At 42.9% G+C, this 19992-nt stretch carries 12 protein-coding genes; 3 read left to right on the top strand and 9 right to left on the bottom strand.

Features of this window, described 5'->3' with window-relative positions:
• Positions 1-42 precede the first annotated feature (42 nt).
• From JEZ96_RS12305 to JEZ96_RS12280, 6 genes are all read right to left on the bottom strand, one after another.
• A complete protein-coding gene (locus JEZ96_RS12305) occupies positions 43-1686 on the bottom strand; it encodes a BatD family protein (RefSeq protein WP_061783314.1) in 1644 nt (547 codons plus the stop codon).
• Complete coding sequence (locus tag JEZ96_RS12300; RefSeq protein WP_128090297.1) at positions 1680-3671, bottom strand: VWA domain-containing protein; 1992 nt, start codon at positions 3669-3671, stop codon at positions 1680-1682. The genes JEZ96_RS12305 and JEZ96_RS12300 overlap by 7 nt, the downstream gene beginning before the upstream one ends.
• A complete protein-coding gene (locus JEZ96_RS12295) occupies positions 3671-4690 on the bottom strand; it encodes a vWA domain-containing protein (RefSeq protein WP_128090298.1) in 1020 nt (339 codons plus the stop codon). The genes JEZ96_RS12300 and JEZ96_RS12295 overlap by 1 nt, the downstream gene beginning before the upstream one ends.
• A complete protein-coding gene (locus tag JEZ96_RS12290) occupies positions 4684-5247 on the bottom strand; it encodes a DUF4381 domain-containing protein (RefSeq protein WP_025008721.1) in 564 nt (187 codons plus the stop codon). Before JEZ96_RS12290 ends, JEZ96_RS12295 begins: the two co-directional genes overlap by 7 nt.
• 79 nt (positions 5248-5326) lie before the next feature.
• Positions 5327-6280 carry a DUF58 domain-containing protein gene (locus JEZ96_RS12285; RefSeq protein ID WP_198779807.1) on the bottom strand — a complete coding sequence of 318 codons (954 nt, stop codon included), beginning with the start codon at positions 6278-6280 and terminating at the stop codon, positions 5327-5329.
• A 24-nt stretch (positions 6281-6304) separates the two neighbouring features.
• Complete coding sequence (locus tag JEZ96_RS12280; RefSeq protein WP_014610834.1) at positions 6305-7261, bottom strand: AAA family ATPase; 957 nt, start codon at positions 7259-7261, stop codon at positions 6305-6307.
• A gap of 262 nt (positions 7262-7523) precedes the next feature.
• Here JEZ96_RS12280 and fadI point away from each other — a divergent pair, with 262 nt between their 5' ends.
• From fadI to JEZ96_RS19530, 3 genes are all read left to right on the top strand, one after another.
• The gene (gene fadI / locus JEZ96_RS12275; protein ID WP_061783317.1) at positions 7524-8834 is read left to right on the top strand and encodes an acetyl-CoA C-acyltransferase FadI; all 1311 of its coding nucleotides are present in this window, start codon (positions 7524-7526) and stop codon (positions 8832-8834) included.
• Between the two features lie 5 nt (positions 8835-8839).
• Positions 8840-10960, top strand: coding sequence for a fatty acid oxidation complex subunit alpha FadJ (gene fadJ, locus JEZ96_RS12270; RefSeq protein WP_025008723.1), 2121 nt, complete (start codon positions 8840-8842; stop codon positions 10958-10960).
• Positions 10961-11288: 328 nt separating this feature from the next.
• On the top strand, positions 11289-11489 hold the full coding sequence (locus tag JEZ96_RS19530) for a hypothetical protein (RefSeq protein WP_011788889.1): 201 nt from the start codon (positions 11289-11291) through the stop codon (positions 11487-11489).
• Positions 11490-11785: 296 nt separating this feature from the next.
• Here JEZ96_RS19530 and JEZ96_RS12265 read toward each other — a convergent pair whose 3' ends face one another.
• From JEZ96_RS12265 to JEZ96_RS12255, 3 genes are all read right to left on the bottom strand, one after another.
• Positions 11786-12484: a hypothetical protein gene (locus JEZ96_RS12265; RefSeq protein ID WP_128090299.1), complete on the bottom strand. Its 699-nt coding sequence runs from the start codon at positions 12482-12484 to the stop codon at positions 11786-11788.
• A gap of 109 nt (positions 12485-12593) precedes the next feature.
• Entirely contained in the window at positions 12594-16871 is a 4278-nt protein-coding gene (locus JEZ96_RS12260) for an EAL domain-containing protein (RefSeq protein ID WP_061783167.1), read from the bottom strand.
• Between the two features lie 284 nt (positions 16872-17155).
• Complete coding sequence (locus JEZ96_RS12255) at positions 17156-19945, bottom strand: insulinase family protein (RefSeq protein ID WP_025008265.1); 2790 nt, start codon at positions 19943-19945, stop codon at positions 17156-17158.
• Positions 19946-19992 lie beyond the last annotated feature (47 nt).

The raw sequence follows: 19992 nt of genomic DNA, 5'->3' as shown, positions 1-19992 counted from the left end.
ATTTCTAGCTCATTTATCTATGTCTACCTTATTTATCTATGTCTACCTTGGATTAAGTGGACTTAAAGGGGCATGGACTTTCGAGGGCAGAGTAAACTCACTGGCTTTAACGGCGTTAAGCAATGCATTGGCGGCGTCACTTAAGCGATGTTGGCTTTCAGTTGTGTTGCCTTTGGCGCTATAGGCGATGCTTTGCAGCCGATTAATCGCCTCCGCAAGTTGGGGAGAAAGCGCCGCAATTTTATCTAATGTCATGGTATTGCCAGTGGTGTGGCTAAAATGATGTTGCAATTGCGATAAAATATCGCTGGTATTGCCGCTAGCGCAGGCTTGCTCTAAGCCTTTTAAACTTTGTATTGGTGCAGTTTCTGGACGTGGAGTTGCAACGATAGTCGTTTTATGTGTCAGCGCGCGGCGCCATGCCACGAATGTGACAAGCCACAACATGGCAAAAAGAGCACTCACCCAAGGCCAATAATTTTCGGTATCGCTGTCAACTTGCCAAGTAGGTTGCACTGTAGCGTCAGGAACGGCTCCACCTTTAACGACTATGGTACGTGCTGGGAGCGTAGCGGTTTCTTGGCGTTTAAGGTGTGGATTCCACCAAGGGACGTTAACTTCCGGCAAGATGAATGTGCCCGCTTGGGTTGGCACTATTGCCGAGGTAATACTGTACTGGGAGACAATTTGTGCATCGCGTACAAAGGTTTGGCGTTGAGGTTTTTCTGGGTATTGCTTTAATTCATCGGGTAAATCTTGCATAACATCTGGCAGACTATTTTCATCGGCATTTGACGCTAACAGCGTGATTGTTCGAGTAATCGGATTGCCAAGGGTAAATTCTTTACTCTCCTCAGGGAAATTTTCTTTGAGTACGACAAGATCTGCCACTAACCATTGGCCTTGAAAACTTGCTGGTGCGGGTTCTACTTGTACTGTCAATGACGGTGCACCAGCTTGCATAGGACGGCTTTCATTAAAGCCAAACATACCGCCACGGCGTTGAGATTCGACTAATACATCACCCGAGAAGGTCGCGCCTTTAATATTCACTTGACCGGGTAAGTCGGGAATAATGCCATAGGTGCGTTCAATTACACGGTAACGACGACCATCAACAATTTCTGAGCCATCTTTATCTTCACCAATCTGCTTAATTTGTGCGCCTTCAATGACGGGAGCATTCAATACCCCCCGTTGTAACTCTACCGCCAGATAGAGTTTTACCTTGTAAGTGATCAATTGGCCGACATAGGCCTCATTGGTTGAGACTTTAGCATCAATAAACAGATTGTTTGTTTGTGTGACTTGGCTGCCGCTATCAACCACTTTGAGCGGAATAGGAGCAGAATTTACACCATCAATACTGAACGCTGGGATCGTTAATTGTCCCTTTTGTTTTGGTGCTAGGAGCACTTGCCAACGAGTCTCTTTTACCGCATCAAAATTCATTATCTGGGTGCTGCGACTCACGCTAGTACGGCCGACGATAAAGTCTTTTAATAGGGCTGATGTGTCGAGCTTAGCCGTATCAATTTCATCATCAGCACTGATATTTAGCACAAAGTACTCGCCCTCCATCACGGGGTTTCGATCAACCGAAGCCTCCAGCTTAGTGATGGCATATACGGGGTGAGTTACTCCAATAATAAGGAGTAAGAGGATAAAAAATTGTCTGATTACCACTGTTCGTTATCCCTTGATATTTGGCCATTTTGACGGCGTTTTTGGTATTCCAATTGCATTTTATTACGCAATAACACTTGTGGATCTTCACTCACGCCCCGCAGGGCTCGCTGCATTTCTGGTGGCAGTGGTTCGCTATTCATGGGCGGTTCGAGTGATTCAGTTATTGTTGCGTCTTGTTTATCTGGTGTATTTTTTTCAGGAGCTTCCTTGGCACCAAGGTTTTGTTTTTCTTGCTCAGCAGATTGCTCTGTATCGGCTGTAGTCTGTGCTTGCATTTTTGCTTCATTCTCTACAGGTGCATTTTCTTGCGCTTCATTGCTATCACTCTGATTATGACCATTCAGCTTCTCTTGTTCTGACGGTTGTTCATCCTCTTTTTGCTGCTCAAGATTTTGATCCGCGTTGGCATTATCCTGTTGCTCTTTAGATCCTTGTTCTGCTTGCTCTGATTTATTTTGCTGAGATTTGTCTTGGTCAGGCTGCTGTTGCTCCTGTGATGCTTGACTGCCTGATTGTTGATCATTCGATTGTTGCTCGCCATTGTCTGACGAGTTTTGTTGATCCCCTTGTTGACCTTGGTTTTTATTCTGTTGATCATTTTTACTTTGCTGTTGCTGCTCTTCTAATAGTTTTTCAGCAAGGGCAAGATTAGCCTTTGCATCGGGAAAGTTGGGTTGTTGTTCAAGCGCCGCTTGATAGCGTTCCTTAGCTTTATCGGGTTTACCGAGTTGCATCAATGCATTACCTTGATTGTAAAGGCCTTGGGCTGAGCTATCTTGCTCGAAGGTTTTTAATGCTTGCTCATAATCCCCCGCTTTATATTGTGCGCTGCCACGCCATTGGGGCGACTCAAATTGTTTCGCAGCGTTGGCATAATCTTGGGATTGATAGGCCTGCATTGCTTGTTGATCTGCGGTTTGCCATAAATCATTCCACAGACTGGCTTGGGCTGGCTGAGGCACTGCCGCGAGCAGTAAGCCGCCTGTAAGAGTGACGAACCCAATATTGGCCACGATTCCTTGTCTAAAGCTGAAAAGGGCGGGTAGCAGTAATAATAAGGCGAGGTAAGGACCGAGATCCTGCCAAGTTTCGCCATCTAAATCCGTGGCTTTAGCATCACCCGTTTCACTCAACCACTGCTGTAATTGGAGTAAATCGTTACCATCGGTGCGATTTTGGATTAATGTGCCTTTATAGTTCGTTGCCAGTTTTTGTAATAAGGCAAAGTCAGTGCTGGCTACCACGACTTCATTACTGCTATCGCGCTGTAATTGTCCATCAGGTAGCCGGATTGGCGCACCTTGGCTCGTTCCAAAAGTGATAATCGCGAGGCGATATTGCGTGCCGCTTAATGCCGAGTTGGCCTCATTAAATTGGTGCGGGGTAATACCATCTGTCATTAGGATAATATCACCACGGATATGACCACCTTGGGCCAGTAGCATTTTGGCTTGGATTAGCCCTGCCGCTAAGTTTGAACCACGCACTGGCATGATCTCAGGACTTAGGGTCGGCAGTAAATTGAGTAGTGTGCCAGTATCACGGGTTAAAGGACTGATAGTAAAGGCATCGCCGGCAAAGGCGACTAAACCTGTTTCACCTTCTTTAAGATTACGCAGGAGATCGGTTGCCCTAAATTTGGCTTGGGTTAATCGATTCGGCGCAAGATCGGTGGCGAACATCGACACAGACATGTCCATGACTAACACGCGACCTTGCTCTGCTGCAAACACAGGTAAGGATTGCTTATTAACGGCAGGTCCGGCGAGTGCCAACGTCGCAATCAACCAAGTGAAGGCTAATAAGTACAATGGATGGCGAGATTTATTACTGCCTTGGGAGACTAATATTTTGGCTAAGTGCGGTGCAATATAACGGTTCCAAGCACTGTGGTTTTGGTGGTGTCGCCATAAAATCAATAACACTAAGGCCAGTGGTAATAGTGCTAATAGCCATTCGGGACGAATAAAATGCAGGCTCATTATTTAATTTTCCCCTGTGAAGTGGTGGCGACAGAGGGTTTAACGCGGCGTACCGCAAAGATTGGCAATTGAGCAAGGGCAATCCACAGACTTGTGAGAAGTGCTAATGCTAGCGGCCAATAGAATAATTCGACCTGCGGACGATAGCTTAATTGATCGCGACTTACAGGTTCGAGTTTATCGATTTCTTGGTAAATCTGGTCTAGCTCTTGGCTGTTACGGGCGCGAAAATAGCGGCCGTGGGTGACGTCGGCGATATGCTTAAGCTGGTTCTCATCTAAATCCATCGAAGGGTTAACCCGCTCGCGGCCAAAGAGTGTACGGCGCTCCATTACATCGGCCCCGACACCCACAGTGTAAATAGTGACTTTGCGATTTGCGGCAATTTGTGCCGCCTGTTCAGGTTCAATATTACCCGCGTTATTAGAGCCGTCGGTCAATAAAATCAGTACTCTGTTACTCTCATCAATTTTATCGAAACGCTTAACGGCTAAAGCGATGGCTTCGCCAATGGCCGTTTGTTTACCCACTAAGCCGATTTGCGCTTCCTTTAAAAATTGTGCCACTGAACGTCTATCCTGCGTGAGCGGCGCCTGTAAATAAGCGTGATCGGCAAATAAAATCAAGCCGATACGATCACCTTTACGGCGTTCAATAAAGTCACTGACGACGTGTTGGATTAAAGTGAAACGGTCGACAGTTTTGCCATTTACCACCATATCTTCAATTTGCATACTGCCAGATAAATCCACCGCCATCATCAAATCGCGCCCTTTGCTTGGTAGTTCTATGGGATCCCCAAGCCATTGAGGACGAGCGATAGCGAGCACTAACAAGCTCCACATCAACCAATAGCGTTTACGGCTCTGACGCGTGTTGGCCGCTAAGCTTTGTTTGCCCGTTTGGCTTATTCCGGGTAATTGCAGACGGCCACCCTCCACTTGTACTGTGTGTTGGCTCCAAAAAATCAAAGGTAAGGGTAATAACACCAATAACCAAGGCCATGTAATTGTTAACATTGTGCCTCCGTTTGTTGAGTGTTAGTTGGTTGGATTTGCGCATGAGCCGGCTCAGGCGCACTCAGTTTTGTTTTCGATGTCAACCAAGCCTGTGCCAGTTGATGCAATTCATTAGCTTGAGCTAAGGTCAACGGCGTTGGCTGATGGCGTTTGGCTAGCAAAGGGCCGATCCGTTGGCGTTTATGCTCGGGTAAATAGCTGTCTAGCCAAGTCGCCCAAGCCTCACCATCTAAGGGGGCTATCGCTTCTCTGCTGAGGTAACTCATGGCGGTACGTTTTAATACACTATTGACGTCAGAGACATAGGAAGGTGCTTGCCTATCAAGCCTATTCAGTAACTGCTTGGCGGCTTTTTTCGGCGCTAAGTCACGGGCGCGTTTTCTTAGCCAGATAGCTAAGAGTGTAATGAGGGCAATCACAAGTGCTAAAACCAGCCAATAACCGATTGCCCACGGCCAAGCGCCAATAGGATCGGGGACTATGATGTCTTTCAACTCCGCGAGTACCGTGGGGTTGACTTGATCCAAGGTCGCTGGATTCACTGTTTGTGTATTCACTCTGTCTGACTCACTTTTACATGGTTTGAATTTACACTTGTCATATTGTCTTTGCTTGACTGATTGGCGCTAAATTGACCTATTGCAATAGGGTTAATTGACCAGCGAGGGGAATCGCTGCATCAATAAGTTGAGTGCGTACTCGTAATTTTTGCATCATGGCAATAAAGTTATCCTGCTGGCGCTGTTGTTGTAAAAGCCACGCTTGATAGCTATGTGGAGTTAACACAAGATCTTGATTTGCTTCGCGTACCGGTAAACTAAATTGCTTGGGTAAAGTCAAGGTTCCTTGCCTTAGTGGATCGGTAATAAGGTAGGCACCCATATCGCAATGTCGTTTAAGCTCTGTTAGGGGGGCTAAACATTGGGGGCTAAAATGGCTGCCATCTGTCACTATCCAAACCAAGGAGCCGGGTTTGGCGATACGTTGTAATCGCTGACAGGCACGCAGGATATGATCAGGATCGCGCTGATGATTTCCCATATGATTGAGCTGATTTTCGTGTACACGGCAAAGGCCTGAGATCAATTGTAATATGCCTTGGCGACGGCTACGGGGTTTGAGCTCTAGATGCTCAGATTCGCTGGCGATCAAGGCGCCGAGCTTGTCTCCATGGTTAATTGCATTCCAACCTAAGGTGGTCGCAAGGTGTCCTGCTTGCACCGATTGCAGCAATAAACTCGAGCCAAAATAGAGGCTTTGGCTCAGGTCGATTAACAATAAAATAGGGCGCTCACGTTCTTCGACAAATAACTTAGTGTGAGTTGTGCCTGTACGAGCGGTAACGCGCCAATCAATGGTGCGCACATCGTCGCCCTGTTGGTAGTGGCGCACCTCGGCAAACTCCATTCCGCGGCCTTTGATTAAGCTGCTGCGATGGCCCGCTAAGTTAGCGCGGGCACGGCTATAACGCTCTGGCATAGCGCGAGCGATATTTTGGCACGCCAGCAGCTCTTGCTCGGTTAAATGCAAGCCATCGGCAAAAAGCGGCAAGCCATCGACCGAGGCTGAGAGTCGCGCTGTGTCACTCATCTTATTTCACCTTTATCTTCACCGTTAAGGTACTGCAACTTGACTCAAGATGTGGTCGATGACCTGATCGCGGCTGACACCCTCGGCTTGTGCTTGGTAGCTGAGTAGCAATCTGTGTCTTAACACGTTCGGTGCGACGGCTTGAATGTCTTCCGGTGAAACAAAGTCTCGCTCGTGCAGCCACGCACGGGCGCGGGCGCAGCGTTCTAACGAAATAGTTGCGCGCGGGCTGACGCCGTACTCAAGCCACTTAGCTAAGTCTTCGCTGTAACGTAAAGGCTCACGGGTCGCCATCACGATTTCAACTATGTACTTTTCAAGCGGCTCGGCGAGATAGATTTCCATGGCTTCGTCACGGGCGGCAAACACATCCGCCTGAGCAATCGGCTCAGTGGTTGGCAATTCGTGGGTGAGCGCTTCTTTGCGAGATTGACGCAGAATTTCGAGCTCAGTCTCGCCGCTTGGGTAATCAAGGTTTAAGTGCATCAGAAAACGGTCAAGTTGTGCTTCGGGCAGGGGATAAGTGCCTTCATTCTCTAATGGGTTTTGGGTAGCCATCACTAAAAACAGCGGTGGAAGTTTATAACTGTGCTTACCAACTGTAACTTGACCTTCGGCCATGGCTTCTAATAAGGCTGACTGAACTTTGGCTGGTGCACGGTTAATTTCGTCCGCCAAGATTAAATTGTGGAAAATCGGCCCGGCTTCAAATTCGAAGGTGCCAGTTTGCGAGCGATAGATATCTGTGCCAGTTAAGTCGGCGGGCAGCAGATCTGGGGTAAATTGAATGCGGTGGAAATCGCCCTCAACCCCGTCACATAAGGCTTTCACTGCACGGGTCTTTGCCAGTCCCGGTGGGCCTTCAACTAATAAGTGGCCATTGGCAATTAGTGCAATGAGCAGATTTTCGGTCAATACTGGCTGCCCTAAAACAACCTTATTTAGGTAAGTGCGTAATGCGTGGAAGCGACTCAAAGGCATGATGCTACTCGTTTTATTATGTTGAAAATGCGTGTGTGGGCTATAGACCATGGATATGGTAAAGAATTCCCTTAGGGTTTGGCTAGTGTTAAAAAAACAAACAGGTGTTTAAAACTTGCTGACAAGAAGTTAGAATCAGATCACACTTTAATGGTCAGACCTGTTATTGGGCGTTTTTCGCCGTAAAACAATGGGTCAAACATGGAAATCGATAGCGCCGCCTGAAATCTCTCAGCGATAGCGCACATAAAGAGGGTGACAAATGAGTGATAGACAACAGGTTACGAACGCCAAGGGTGAACGTATCGCCATTGTAGCGGGTTTAAGAACGCCATTTGCGAAACAAGCCACGGCATTCCACGGTGTATCGGCATTAGATATGGGCAAAATGGTGGTCAATGAATTATTGGCGCGCTCTGAACTCGATCCTAAGCTGATTGAGCAATTAGTCTATGGACAAGTCGTGCAAATGCCGGCTGCACCGAATATAGCCCGGGAAATCGTGCTCGGTACTGGCATGAATGTGTCGACCGATGCCTATAGTGTCACTCGCGCCTGTGCGACTAGCTTCCAATCTACTGTCAACGTGGCCGAATCTATTATGACGGGCAATATCGACATCGGTATTGCGGGCGGCGCCGACTCTTCCTCTGTATTGCCTATCGGTGTGTCGAAAAAATTAGCTCATGCGTTAGTCGATTTGAATAAAGCCCGTAGTTTTGGGCAAAAGTTACAAATTTTCCGCCGTTTAGGTTTAAAGGATTTATTACCTGTGCCGCCTGCAGTGGCAGAGTACTCAACGGGCTTGTCTATGGGACAAACCGCCGAGCAGATGGCAAAAACCTACAATATTAGCCGTGCCGATCAAGATGCCTTAGCGCACCGTTCACACACCTTAGCGAGTGAAACTTGGGCTTCTGGCCATTTGCGTGACGAAGTGATGGTCGCGCATATACCGCCGTATAAGCAGTTTATCGATCGTGATAACAATATCCGCGAAAACTCGGTATTGGAGTCATATGCTAAGTTGCGCCCTGCATTCGACAAACAACATGGTACTGTGACGGCGGCCAATAGTACGCCACTGACGGACGGTGCGTCTGCGATTATTCTGATGAGCGAAGGTCGAGCTAAAGCCTTAGGTTATCAACCGATTGGTTATATTAAGAGCTACGCCTTTAGCGCCATTGATGTGTGGCAAGATATGCTGATGGGGCCATCCTACGCGACGCCACTGGCGTTAAAACGTGCTGGAATGGAATTAGAAGATCTTACCCTGATTGAAATGCACGAAGCCTTTGCTGCGCAGACATTAGCGAACATGCAGATGTTTGCTTCGAAAAAATTTGCCGAAGAAAAACTCGGCCGCAACCGCGCGATTGGCGAAATCGACATGAGTAAGTTTAACGTGCTCGGTGGCTCGCTCGCTTATGGTCATCCTTTTGCGGCAACGGGAACCCGTTTAATAACCCAAGTGTGTCGTGAGCTTAAGCGCCGTGGTGGTGGAACTGGCTTAACGACGGCCTGTGCGGCCGGTGGTTTGGGCGTGGCTATGATAGTGGAAGTGGAGTAATTGGCATGGAAAAGACCTTTAATTTGACCCGCCGCGACGACGGCATTGCCATTTTGACTATGGATGTTCCTGGCGAAACCATGAACACCCTAAAAGCACAGTTTGGCCCTGAAATCAGTGAGATCCTTGCTGAGATTAAAAGCGATCCTCATATTCGTGGACTCGTGCTGATCTCTGGCAAAAAAGACTCTTTCGTTGCGGGCGCGGATATTTCCATGCTCGATGCCTGTAAAACGGTGGGCGATGCCAAAGCCTTATCCCAGCAAGGGCATGTGGTTTTTAATGAGTTAGAAGCATTAAAAATTCCTGTGGTTGCGGCAATCCATGGTGCCTGTTTAGGTGGTGGCTTAGAGTTAGCCTTAGCCTGTCATCAAAGGGTATGTAGCGACGATGGTAAAACCATGCTCGGCGTACCGGAAGTTCAACTTGGCCTATTGCCTGGCGGCGGTGGGACGCAACGTTTGCCTCGTTTAGTCGGCATTACCACTGCCTTAGATATGATGCTCACCGGTAAACAAATCCGTCCTAAACAAGCCTTGAAAATGGGCTTAGTGAATGATGTTGTACCGCAGACCATTTTGCTGCAAACCGCCGTTGAGATGGCGCTTGCTGGTAAACGTGCACCGAAACCTATTAAAAAGTCACTCGTTAATCAAGTGCTTGAAGGCACGAGCTTTGGCCGTAACATTATTTTCGATCAAGCGACTAAACAAGTCGAAAAGAAAACCCAAGGTAATTATCCAGCACCAGCCAAGATTATTGACTGCGTGCGTCAAGGGATTGCGAAGGGGATGCAAAAAGGGTTAGAAGTCGAAGCGAGTCATTTTGCCGAATTAGTGGTATCAAAAGAATCTGAAGCGCTGCGCAGTATTTTTTTCGCCACCACTGAAATGAAGAAAGAAACTGGCGCAGAGGGTGCAACACCGCGCAAAGTGAATAAAGCGGTGATCTTAGGCGGCGGTTTAATGGGCGGCGGTATCGCCTCTGTGACCACCACTAAGGCTAAAATCCCTGTTCGGGTAAAAGACATCAGCGAAAAGGGTTTAAGCAATGCCTTATCTTATGCCTATAAGTTGTTAGATAAAGGGGTAAAGCGCCGCCATATGACGCCTGCTGCCCGTGACAACTTAATGGCGCTGATGACTACAACCACTGAGTATAAAGGCGTTAAAGATGCCGACATCGTAGTGGAAGCGGTATTTGAAGACTTAGCGCTTAAGCATCAAATGGTGAAAGACATTGAGCGTGAGTGTGGTGAGCACACTATTTTTGCGTCAAACACCTCATCTTTGCCTATTAGCCAAATCGCCGAGGCGTCGACGCGTCCTGAGAATGTAATTGGTCTACATTATTTCTCGCCAGTGGAAAAAATGCCGCTGGTGGAAGTGATTGCCCATGCTAAAACGTCGCCAGAAACCATTGCGACTACTGTCGCATTTGCCCGTAAGCAAGGTAAAACACCGATAGTGGTACAGGATGGCGCGGGTTTCTACGTGAACCGTATTCTGGCACTCTACATGAATGAGGCCGCGCAATTACTACTCGAAGGCCAAAGTGTTGAGCATTTGGATAAAGCTTTAGTGAAATTTGGCTTCCCTGTGGGACCAATTACTTTGCTCGACGAAGTGGGTATCGACGTGGGCGCAAAAATTTCACCGATCCTTGAGAAAGAATTGGGTGAACGTTTTAAAGCGCCAGCCGCATTTGACAAGCTTTTAGGTGACGATCGTAAAGGCCGTAAAAATGGCAAAGGCTTTTATCAATACGGCGCATCGAGCAAGAAAACTAAAGCTGTCGATGAAACTGTGTATGGCGTATTAGGCATTAAGCCTGGCACCAATAAAGACGCAAAAGCACTTGCTGAGCGTTGTGTTGTACAAATGCTCAATGAAGCGGTGCGTTGTTTAGATGATGGTATTATTGCATCGCCAAGAGACGGTGATATTGGCGCTATTTTCGGTATTGGCTTCCCGCCATTTCTCGGTGGTCCATTCCATTATATTGACACTTTAGGCGCCGCGAACTTAGTGAAGATCCTTGAAAGTTATCAAAGTCAATTCGGTAACAGATTCGAACCTTGTGAGCGCTTAAAAACCATGGCTAGAGAGAATGTTAGCTTTTTCTAACAATGGATAAATGTTTATAGTGCACTTTGTTGTATAAAAAAGCGGCAATTGATTGCCGCTTTTTTATTGCCTTGAGGATAGTTGTTGCCTAAAAAATGTTCACATTTTTACGATAGATCTTGTATTATCCGCTTCCTTAAACGGAAAATGTGTTGCTCATAGTTGAGATGTCCGCAATGGGTATTACTCGCTTTATGGGAGGCAGAAAATATTATCTAACCTTTAAAAAAAGCGGTCTTAAAAATGCGCGCTAATGAATGAGGCTCTCAAGAAGCACGATTGTTTCGATGGAAATTTAAATTGTACTGTTAGCATTTTGAGGTGATTTGTGGTTTTTCTGATTATCTTTATAGCCTTATTCTCGGCTTTATACTTCGGTTTAGCGGCTTTTACTGTGGGTCTTTCAGTTAAGCTATGGGTGTTGCTGGGTTTAATGCTTGGGCCGCTGGCCTATCCACTCTTTATGACACACAGCCATTTAGCGTTGAGGAAAATCCGTTGCAGTGAGGAAGGGATATTTAATAGCTAACAAATCAATTGGTTATGCAATACTTATGTTTTTAACACTTTTTTAAATTCACTTAAAACTAAAGGGAGCTTTTGCTCCCTTTATTGTTTCTAAGCTGCGCTAGCTTAATTAACTATCACTGTGCATGAGTGAGATTCATCGGTACAGAACTTAAATTAGTTCCACCAACCTTTTGCAGAAATCACTTCAAGACGATTCAAGCCTTCAGGCAACTTGACTTTTTTACGCACAGGCTTGGATAAACCGAGTGCTTTTTTGATTGAATTTAGCATAGTTATCTCCTTAACAAATATATGTTATACCAGTTCAAACGATTTGAATTTAACGTTTGGAGAACCTGCAACTTCTAATGGCTTGAATTTAACGTTTGGAGAGCCAGCAACTTCTAATGGCTTGAATTTAACGTTTGGAGAGCCAGCAACTTCTAATGGCTTGAATTTAACGTTTGGAGAGCCAGCAACTTCTAATGGCTTGAATTTAACGTTTGGAGAGCCAGCAACTTCTAATGGCTTGAATTTAACGTTTGGAGAGCCAGCAACTTCTAATGGCTTGAATTTAACGTTTGGAGAGCCAGCAACTTCCAATGGCTTGAATTTAACGTTTGGAGAGCCAGCAACTTCCAATGGCTTGAATTTAACGTTTGGAGAGCCAGCAACTTCTAATGGTTTGAATTTAACGTTTGGAGCTCCAGCAACTTCTAATGACTTGAATTTAACGTTTGGAGAGCCAGCAACTTCCAATGGCTTGAATTTAACGTTTGGAGAGCCAGCAACTTCCAATGGCTTGAATTTAACGTTTGGAGAGCCAGCAACTTCTAATGGTTTGAATTTAACGTTTGGAGAGCCAGCAACTTCTAATGGTTTGAATTTAACGTTTGGAGAGCCAGCAACTTCCAATGGCTTGAATTTAACGTTTGGAGAACCTTCAAGAGCAAAGTTTGCAGCATAACCAATTGAAGATAGCAAAGTAACGACAGTCAGGATTTCTTTAATCATTCTAATATTCTCTCAGGGCAAGTTGATATTGATTTATTATTGACACTGTTTATGCTGTTGCATCTGCCGTGCCAATGTTGTCAAACTTGCATTTATGATATTAAAACGATCAGATAATGTTGTTTTTTGTGGTTTCCTTAACCATGTCCGCTTGAAGAAGTAGAGTAAACTCGGATTCCTTTATCGCTTTGCTAAAAATATAACCTTGGATTTCTTCACAATTCAATGCTCGCAAAATATTTAATTGTGCAGTTTGTTCGACGCCTTCACCAACCACAGAAAGCCCCATATTATGGGCGATGGTGATAATAGAATCGACCATTTTGAGATCGCGATCAGATTTATCAATATCATCAACAAAGGCTTTGTCAATTTTTAAGGTATGAATAGGAAAGCGTTTTAAGTATGAAAGGGATGAGTATCCTGTGCCGAAATCATCTAGTGCTAAACTAACGCCCATTTTAGCCAATTGCTGCATGACGATAATCGCTGCCTCTGGCTGTTTAATGACGGTACCTTCAGTAATTTCTAACTCAAGATGACAAGCGGGGAGTTTGGTTAGTCTTAAAATTGACTCTATTCGTTGCTGGATATCGGGCAGTGCAAATTGACGCGACGATAAATTGACAGCGACTCTACCGTTAAATAACCCCTGTTCACGCCATTTCTGTGCAGCAAAACAGGCTTTACGTAAAACTATTTCACCAATCTCAACAATTAAACCACTTTCTTCTGCGAGGGGAATAAATTCCTTAGGAGGAATTAAACCTTGCACAGGATGATTTAACCTCACTAAAGCTTCCATGCCAGCAACACGACCTCGTTTTAGATCAATTTTAGGTTGGTAATAGACTTCAAATAGATCTTCTTTCAGCCCTTCACGAATAAGATTTTCTATTTCCAACTGTTTAATGGCATGCTGATTGAGCGATTCAGAGTAGAATTGGTAGCAATTTCCTCCTGCCGATTTTGCATGGTACATAGCAATATCAGCTTTTCTGAGCAAGGCCTGCTCGTTCTGTTCATCTTCAGGGTATAAAACGATTCCAATACTTAATCCTAAAACGAGTTGTTCTTCATTTATGTTAAAGGACATTTTGAATGCTTCAATTACTCGTCCTGCAATTGCAGCACTGGCACTAATATCAGAACCTTTATCCAGTACGATTGCAAACTCATCGCCACCTAAGCGATAAATACTCGTATTCTTAGGAAGAATAGATTTTACTCTAATAGAAACAAGTTTTAGCAATTGATCCCCCACTTGGTGGCCCAATGAGTCATTGATACGCTTAAAGTTATCAAGATCAAGTACCATCAAAGAATGGGCAATCTCCTTATTCACTAAGTTACTTAACGTGACCTGTAGATTCGATCTATTGGGGAGTCCAGTCAGTAGATCATTATTGGTTAATTTTCTAAGTTCTTCTTCCTGCTGTTTACGTCGAGAAATATCTGAAAAAACCCCAACATAATGGGATAGTTCGCCCAATTCATCATAAATAGCATCGATAGTGAGTTCCATATGAAAGTGACGATTATCCCCTCTAACTGCTTCGACTTCATTTGCCCAACGACCTTGTTGTTTGAGCATGGTTCTTATTTGAGAGGAAAAGTTTTCAGGATATAAATCAAATGTGAGCAAGTTGCCAATAAAATCAGTTCGGTTACGTAATGAAATCTTACAGCACGCTTCATTGACTTCAACAAAACGGTATTCACTGTCGAGAATAAACATGCCTTCTGAAATATTTTCAATGGCTTTTTCAAAAAGTCGTAATTGCTCTTCTTTTTGTTTAAATTGACTAATATTTTTAATGGTTCCCGTCATACGTAGGGCATTATCTTTATCATCTCGTTCTACAATTTTAGCTCTATCTAAAATCCAGACCCAGTTTTCATCTTTACCTTTTACTCTGTAAGCTGCCTCAAAATGATCTGTTTCTCCATAAAAGTGTTTATTAAGTGCTTCCCTAACACGCTCCTGATCCATTGGGTGAATATTACTTTCCTCGTTGTTTTTACCTGAACGATGACCATCGCGAGGGAATTCAAGGGAACCCCAAATATTTGAGCGAAAAATATTGCCCGTTTCTATATCCCAGTCCCACATTTCATCACCACTACCCCATAGGGATAGTTTTAATCTTTCTTCACTTAGAGCTATTTGTCGCTGAGTTTCTCTTCTGCGTAAAATAGTCTTTGTGACAATTAAAAGAGATACCACTAAAAGTATAAAATAAAGTGACTTAGCTTCAGTTGATAACCACCATGGGGGTGTTATGATTATGTCAATACTTTTAACGGGACCTTTTTTTTGAGTTAATAAATCAATTGCATATACTTTAAAAATATACTTTCCAGGTGATAGGTTAGTGTAGGTTGCAGAATTAATGTTATTTGATGCTATCCATTCATCAGATAATCCATCCATTTTATAATAATAAGAAGTGGATAATGATTCTGATGTGGGAGAATTGAATGAGATTGAAAATGGATAGTCTGAGTATTTAAGTGTAATATTCTCCGCAGTGTTTAATGAACCAATAAAGTATCCTGAGTTATTGCTTGTTATTGAATTGAATACGCGCAATTCAGATAGTTCAGATCGAGGTGCTGGAAGTTTTTCAATGTAGTCTAGTACATTGCTTTTTGATATAATACTTAATCCGTTGATGCCGCCAAATAGTAAATGATTCTCATCAATTACACCTCCGCTGGGAGTGTTGTATTCATATTGACTTCCATTTGAAGTGGATAAAATATAAGTGGAGTTGTCATGGATTAAAATAATTTGACCTTGTGAAGATGCAAAGATCGTATTCTCTAGAATTAATATTGAGTATATCCCCTTGTTATTCGAGAATAACTTGCTTAATGTTTTTGTTTCAGTATCATACTTGAACAGTGATGATGAAGTTCCAAATAAAATGTTGTTATTAAACTCTTTGATACTATACGTTAATTCGTTATGGATTTTATTCAATTTACCATTTTTATAATGGTACATACCATTTTGGCTTGCTATAAAAATATTGTCCTTTGAAATATATAATACCTCAAAAATAGGATCTTCCTTTTCCAGACTTAATATGTGATAGATCTCACGGTCTTCTATGAAAAAAACTTTCCCATCTGAAGTGCCAGCAATGATATTATTCGAGTTTATTTTATTTAAAGTAGTGACTTTTTCAGATGTTATATTTTCTTCTACATCTAAGTTATTTATTAATTTAACTCCATTTGAACTGCCAATAAAAACACCTTCTTTTGTCATAACAGAATTCTTATAGCCATATACGTTGCTGTCATAGCTTTTTTTAAGATTAAGATTTTTGTCATAATAATGTAACAGTGGACTATCTGAGGATATTAATATGTTTCCATCAAAACTAAGACTGATATGCCAAACATTTTCATCCAGTAGATCTGTATGATACACTAGGTTATTTGATTTCTTTATTAGTTCAAAACCTTGATTATTTAGTCCGATAATTAAAGAATTTTGGTATGCAATAAAATAGGTTTGCTCTATTTTTTCTTTTCTATTTGATATTTGACCGATAAGAATGTTTCTTTTTATGTTGTAAATTTTATTTTTATTTATTCCGTATAATTCTCCTTCTGTTTCACTTAGGAAGTCATAGATTATAGAGGATGATTTTTTTAAATTTCCTTTTCTGTATTTATATAAGCCATTATTTGTCGAAATAAAAAGATTTCCTTCGTAACTCCCTATATCCAAAACGTCTGTCATTAACATTTTTTTATTGTTATTTTTAATTTCGAATAATTTACCATCATAACTTTTTATAAATATTTCATTGTCAACATTTAAACTTTTCTTTACTTCAAGATAATCTTTCCCTATATAATCATTTCTAATATTGTTATTCTTTAAGTCAAGGCTGACTATGCCTTTATTTATCCCAACTAGAATTTCATTATTAAAGTCATTGTTGGATAAACTCCATATCTCACCATCCAGATATTCGCTCTTGATATCGAGAGTGTTAAACGACTCATCATTTTTATTATATAAGACAAGTCCTTTGTCAGTGCCGATTAAGAGTTCATTTTCATTTGTGATAAGTAGGCTTCGAATGAATGAGCTTGGTAAACCAGAAGCACTATCATCAGCATAAAAATGTCTAAATTCTTTACCATCAAAACGATTTAGTCCGTTAAGTGTGCCAATCCAAATATAACCATCTTTGTCTTGAACGATAGAGGTAACTGTACTCTGTGAAAGCCCTTGCGGAACGCCGAAAGATTGCGATTGTAGAACTATTGGTGACTTATCAGAAAAGAGAGATGCATTTACGTCTTTTAATGTGTACAAGCATAAAATAGCGAGCAAGACGATTTTCAAGAGAATGTTAGGCATAGTATTGTTCTTAATATTATCCGATGATGCCATGAAACAATTATGTTACATCACTTTTCCAGAAAGTGATGGGTTTGTCAAAACTGACTTTGTAAAAAATCCTTTTAGTAGCATGTAGATGAGGTAAATTTGAGCGCTATTTGTAGGGTAAGATGGCATCCAACCATGTTTTCCATTGAGATAACGCATAGGCGTGGAAGATACTACTGTAGTATGACGTTATGACAGGGATTTTGTTTGTTCGTCAAAAATGATGCTGTTTCATTATTATTTGCAGTTCATGCTCAAAAATTAAACTTATCGGCATTTTGTTTAAATATTTTTAAATCGTTTATCATTTTCTCTGACTTCAGTGCTGCCTGAGCTCTGTGCTGCTCGCCAGTACTAAATAGCACTAAACGATCACTGTGTTTTGTACGCATTTTACGCATCATAAATTTGAGTAAATCTGTACGCGTGAGCTTAGTGATTTCTTCTACGACCAATTCTCTTTGATTGAATTGATAATCCCGATTGCCCACACTCACCCAATAACGTTGACTGCGGGTTTTTAGGTTCGCATCATGTTCCATCACTTGATTAATCAGGCCGAGTTTAGTGCTTTCCCATTCTTCGTTGGTGATCTGCATGACTGCATAGTTAAAGTCGGCAATAAATTCGTCTATGGCCTCTAATAGATGCAATGGTCCAGTGGTGGGGGATTGGATATAGAAAATAAGCCCTGGATGACGATTGAGTGGTAGATAACCTGTGCCTACCATATAACCCAATTGCTTTTCGGTGCGCAGTTCATGGAAGAAGGTTGATGACATAGTGTGATTCAACAAGCTGAATAGTGCCATTTTTTCTGGCGTTGCAACAGCTGATTGATAATAAACGATAATAGCGCTGTCTTGGTGGTTTATGGCGAGTTCGCGCAGTAGTGTGCCTTGACCTGTTAGATTGACTAATTCTCTAGTTGATTCGGCACTTGGCGTCGAGACTAAGGATAAAATATGTTCTAAACGCTTGCCAAGTGCTTGTGCTTCAGAGACTAACCAATCCCCGTAGACTAATCCTTCAAGATAGATTTTTTCGTAGAAGGCACGCACATGGTTATGTAAATCCTCTAGGGTGATATTTTCTAGCATTTGGGCCATGCGCGCCGGTTCATAACTGCGTTTTTGCAGAGTGACGGTAAGGCTAGTAAATAGTTGTGTAATAGGCTTAGCTTGTGCCAAATTCTGCCAACTACGTAGCAGTTGGGATTTAATCAGTGCAAAACGCTCTTCGGTAAAATTGCGCTCCCTCGCTTTGTGGATCAACAATGCTAATAGGGCTTCTTGATTACCGGTAAAACCTGATAAGTGCAGAGTAATCCCCCCTTGATGCGGGTAAATATTGTAGCTTAAGCCCGCAACTTCGGCCTGATAGGTGGGCTCGGTCAGATAATCGAGTAGCATCTCAACATACAAGCGGGTGAGGGCGGCATGTTTTGGGGTTTTACTTGCTTGCTCTGAATCAAGCGATAAATACATATGGCCCTTTGGCACATTGAACTCATCGTCTTTCTTGTGCCAAATTCGGTATCCCGATGATTCTGCAACTATCACAGGCACAGCGACTAGGCTTTTATCTGGACGAGCAATCGAGTCGGCGACAATAAAAGGGTTCGCTGTGGGTAATTGTAACTCGGGACGGATATGCTTTACTTGCCAGCGTGCAATAGATTCTGGAGGGATAGAGCTAACTTTGTAAGGTGTATGATACCAATTAGCCTGACGATCTGTTTTCACGGACTGTGCAACAAGCTGTAAGCGCATATTTTGTGGCACCATCAATTCAAGTAGCTCGATGGTCTCCGCAATATCCAGTCCATCCATGCGATAGTCACCAAAGACTAAGTCTTCAACCTCATAATGATGCATATTGATGCTGAGATGGCTGGCTAAATCGAGGGATTTAACTTGCTCTTGGTACCGAAACGCCATTTTGAGTAGGTTTGCTCTTTCTAAATAACGCCACTCATCTAAACCTTGGGTTTTGATGAGTTCGATATACTCAAAACAACTGCAAATAATGTCATCAAGATTGGCCAGCCCTTTATCTGTTAGCTGCAATCCAATACTGTAATCTTTAAAATTATATCCATTAACACCGCCACCAGCAGACAAGTTATTCACCAGCCCTTGCTCTTTAAGATAAGATAATAAGCTGCCTTTACTCTCATTACCTAGAATATGGCTTATATAAGTCAGAGGTTTACGTTTGTAATAGTGATCAATGCCGGGGAAATTAAAGCTGATACTTAGGCGTTTTTGATCTTTAAGCGGCACTATATCAACTTGAGTTAGTAATTCTTTTGGTGAAAAAAGCGGTACTTGAGGATAGTTTTTCACTAAATTTAAGTTACGGATCCCACTGAAATAATAACGGGCTAAGTGTGCTAATTCATCAAGGGGAAATGGTGCAACTAAGCACAAGGTCATTAGGTTGGCACTGTAATGACGCTGATAAAAATCCAATAATTCCCCACGGATCTGCGCTTGCTCCCCTCCTAATGTGACTAAATTACCCACGGAAAACTTCGAGAAAGGATGCTGTGGATTAACGGTTTCTTTCAGCACTTGGTATATTCGGCGGATATCATCCTTCAGCTTTAAACTAAATTCAGATTCAATGGCTTGGCGCTCTCTATCGACTAAGTCTAAGTCAAATTTAGGTGCGATAAAAAATTGGCTGAATCTGTCTAAGGAATCGGCAAATACGTCTTCATTGATGGTGAAAAAGAAATTAGTGTGCTCAGTGCCTGTCCAAGCGTTATTGCTGCCGCCATGTTGATTGATAAAGGCGTGATACTCGCCTGAATCGGGGAATTTTTCTGTACCAAGGAAGAGCATATGCTCTAAAAAGTGTGCCATGCCAGGTCTATCTGTGGGATCATCAAAATGACCTACACCAACAGCCATCGATGCAGCCGCTTGGCTGGCATCTAGATCTTCAACCAATAGCACCCTGAGCGCGTTATCTAAAACAAGATAACGATACTGGCGATGGTCGTTTGGGCTTTTATAAATAGACTGAGAGGCTTGCAAAGAGACACTCCGATAACGATAGCTTGTTATATATTGATAGTCTTAAT

It is taken from the genome of Shewanella putrefaciens, assembly GCF_016406325.1.
GTDB classification, from domain to species: Bacteria; Pseudomonadota; Gammaproteobacteria; order Enterobacterales; family Shewanellaceae; genus Shewanella; species Shewanella putrefaciens.
The sequence above is the reverse complement of the archived record's forward strand: the minus strand, read 5'-3'. Positions and strand labels throughout refer to the sequence as shown.

Bases quoted from the DNA above. Each gene is read 5' to 3' on its own strand.
- JEZ96_RS12300 (WP_128090297.1), bottom strand. From the start codon at position 3,671: ATGAGCCTGCATTTTATTCGTCCCGAATGGCTATTAGCACTATTACCA.
- JEZ96_RS12295 (WP_128090298.1), bottom strand. From the start codon at position 4,690: ATGTTAACAATTACATGGCCTTGGTTATTGGTGTTATTACCCTTACCT.
- JEZ96_RS12285 (WP_198779807.1), bottom strand. From the start codon at position 6,280: ATGAGTGACACAGCGCGACTCTCAGCCTCGGTCGATGGCTTGCCGCTT.
- JEZ96_RS12280 (WP_014610834.1), bottom strand. From the start codon at position 7,261: ATGCCTTTGAGTCGCTTCCACGCATTACGCACTTACCTAAATAAGGTT.
- fadI (WP_061783317.1), top strand. From the start codon at position 7,524: ATGAGTGATAGACAACAGGTTACGAACGCCAAGGGTGAACGTATCGCC.
- fadJ (WP_025008723.1), top strand. From the start codon at position 8,840: ATGGAAAAGACCTTTAATTTGACCCGCCGCGACGACGGCATTGCCATT.
- JEZ96_RS12265 (WP_128090299.1), bottom strand. From the start codon at position 12,484: ATGATTAAAGAAATCCTGACTGTCGTTACTTTGCTATCTTCAATTGGT.
- JEZ96_RS12260 (WP_061783167.1), bottom strand. From the start codon at position 16,871: ATGCCTAACATTCTCTTGAAAATCGTCTTGCTCGCTATTTTATGCTTG.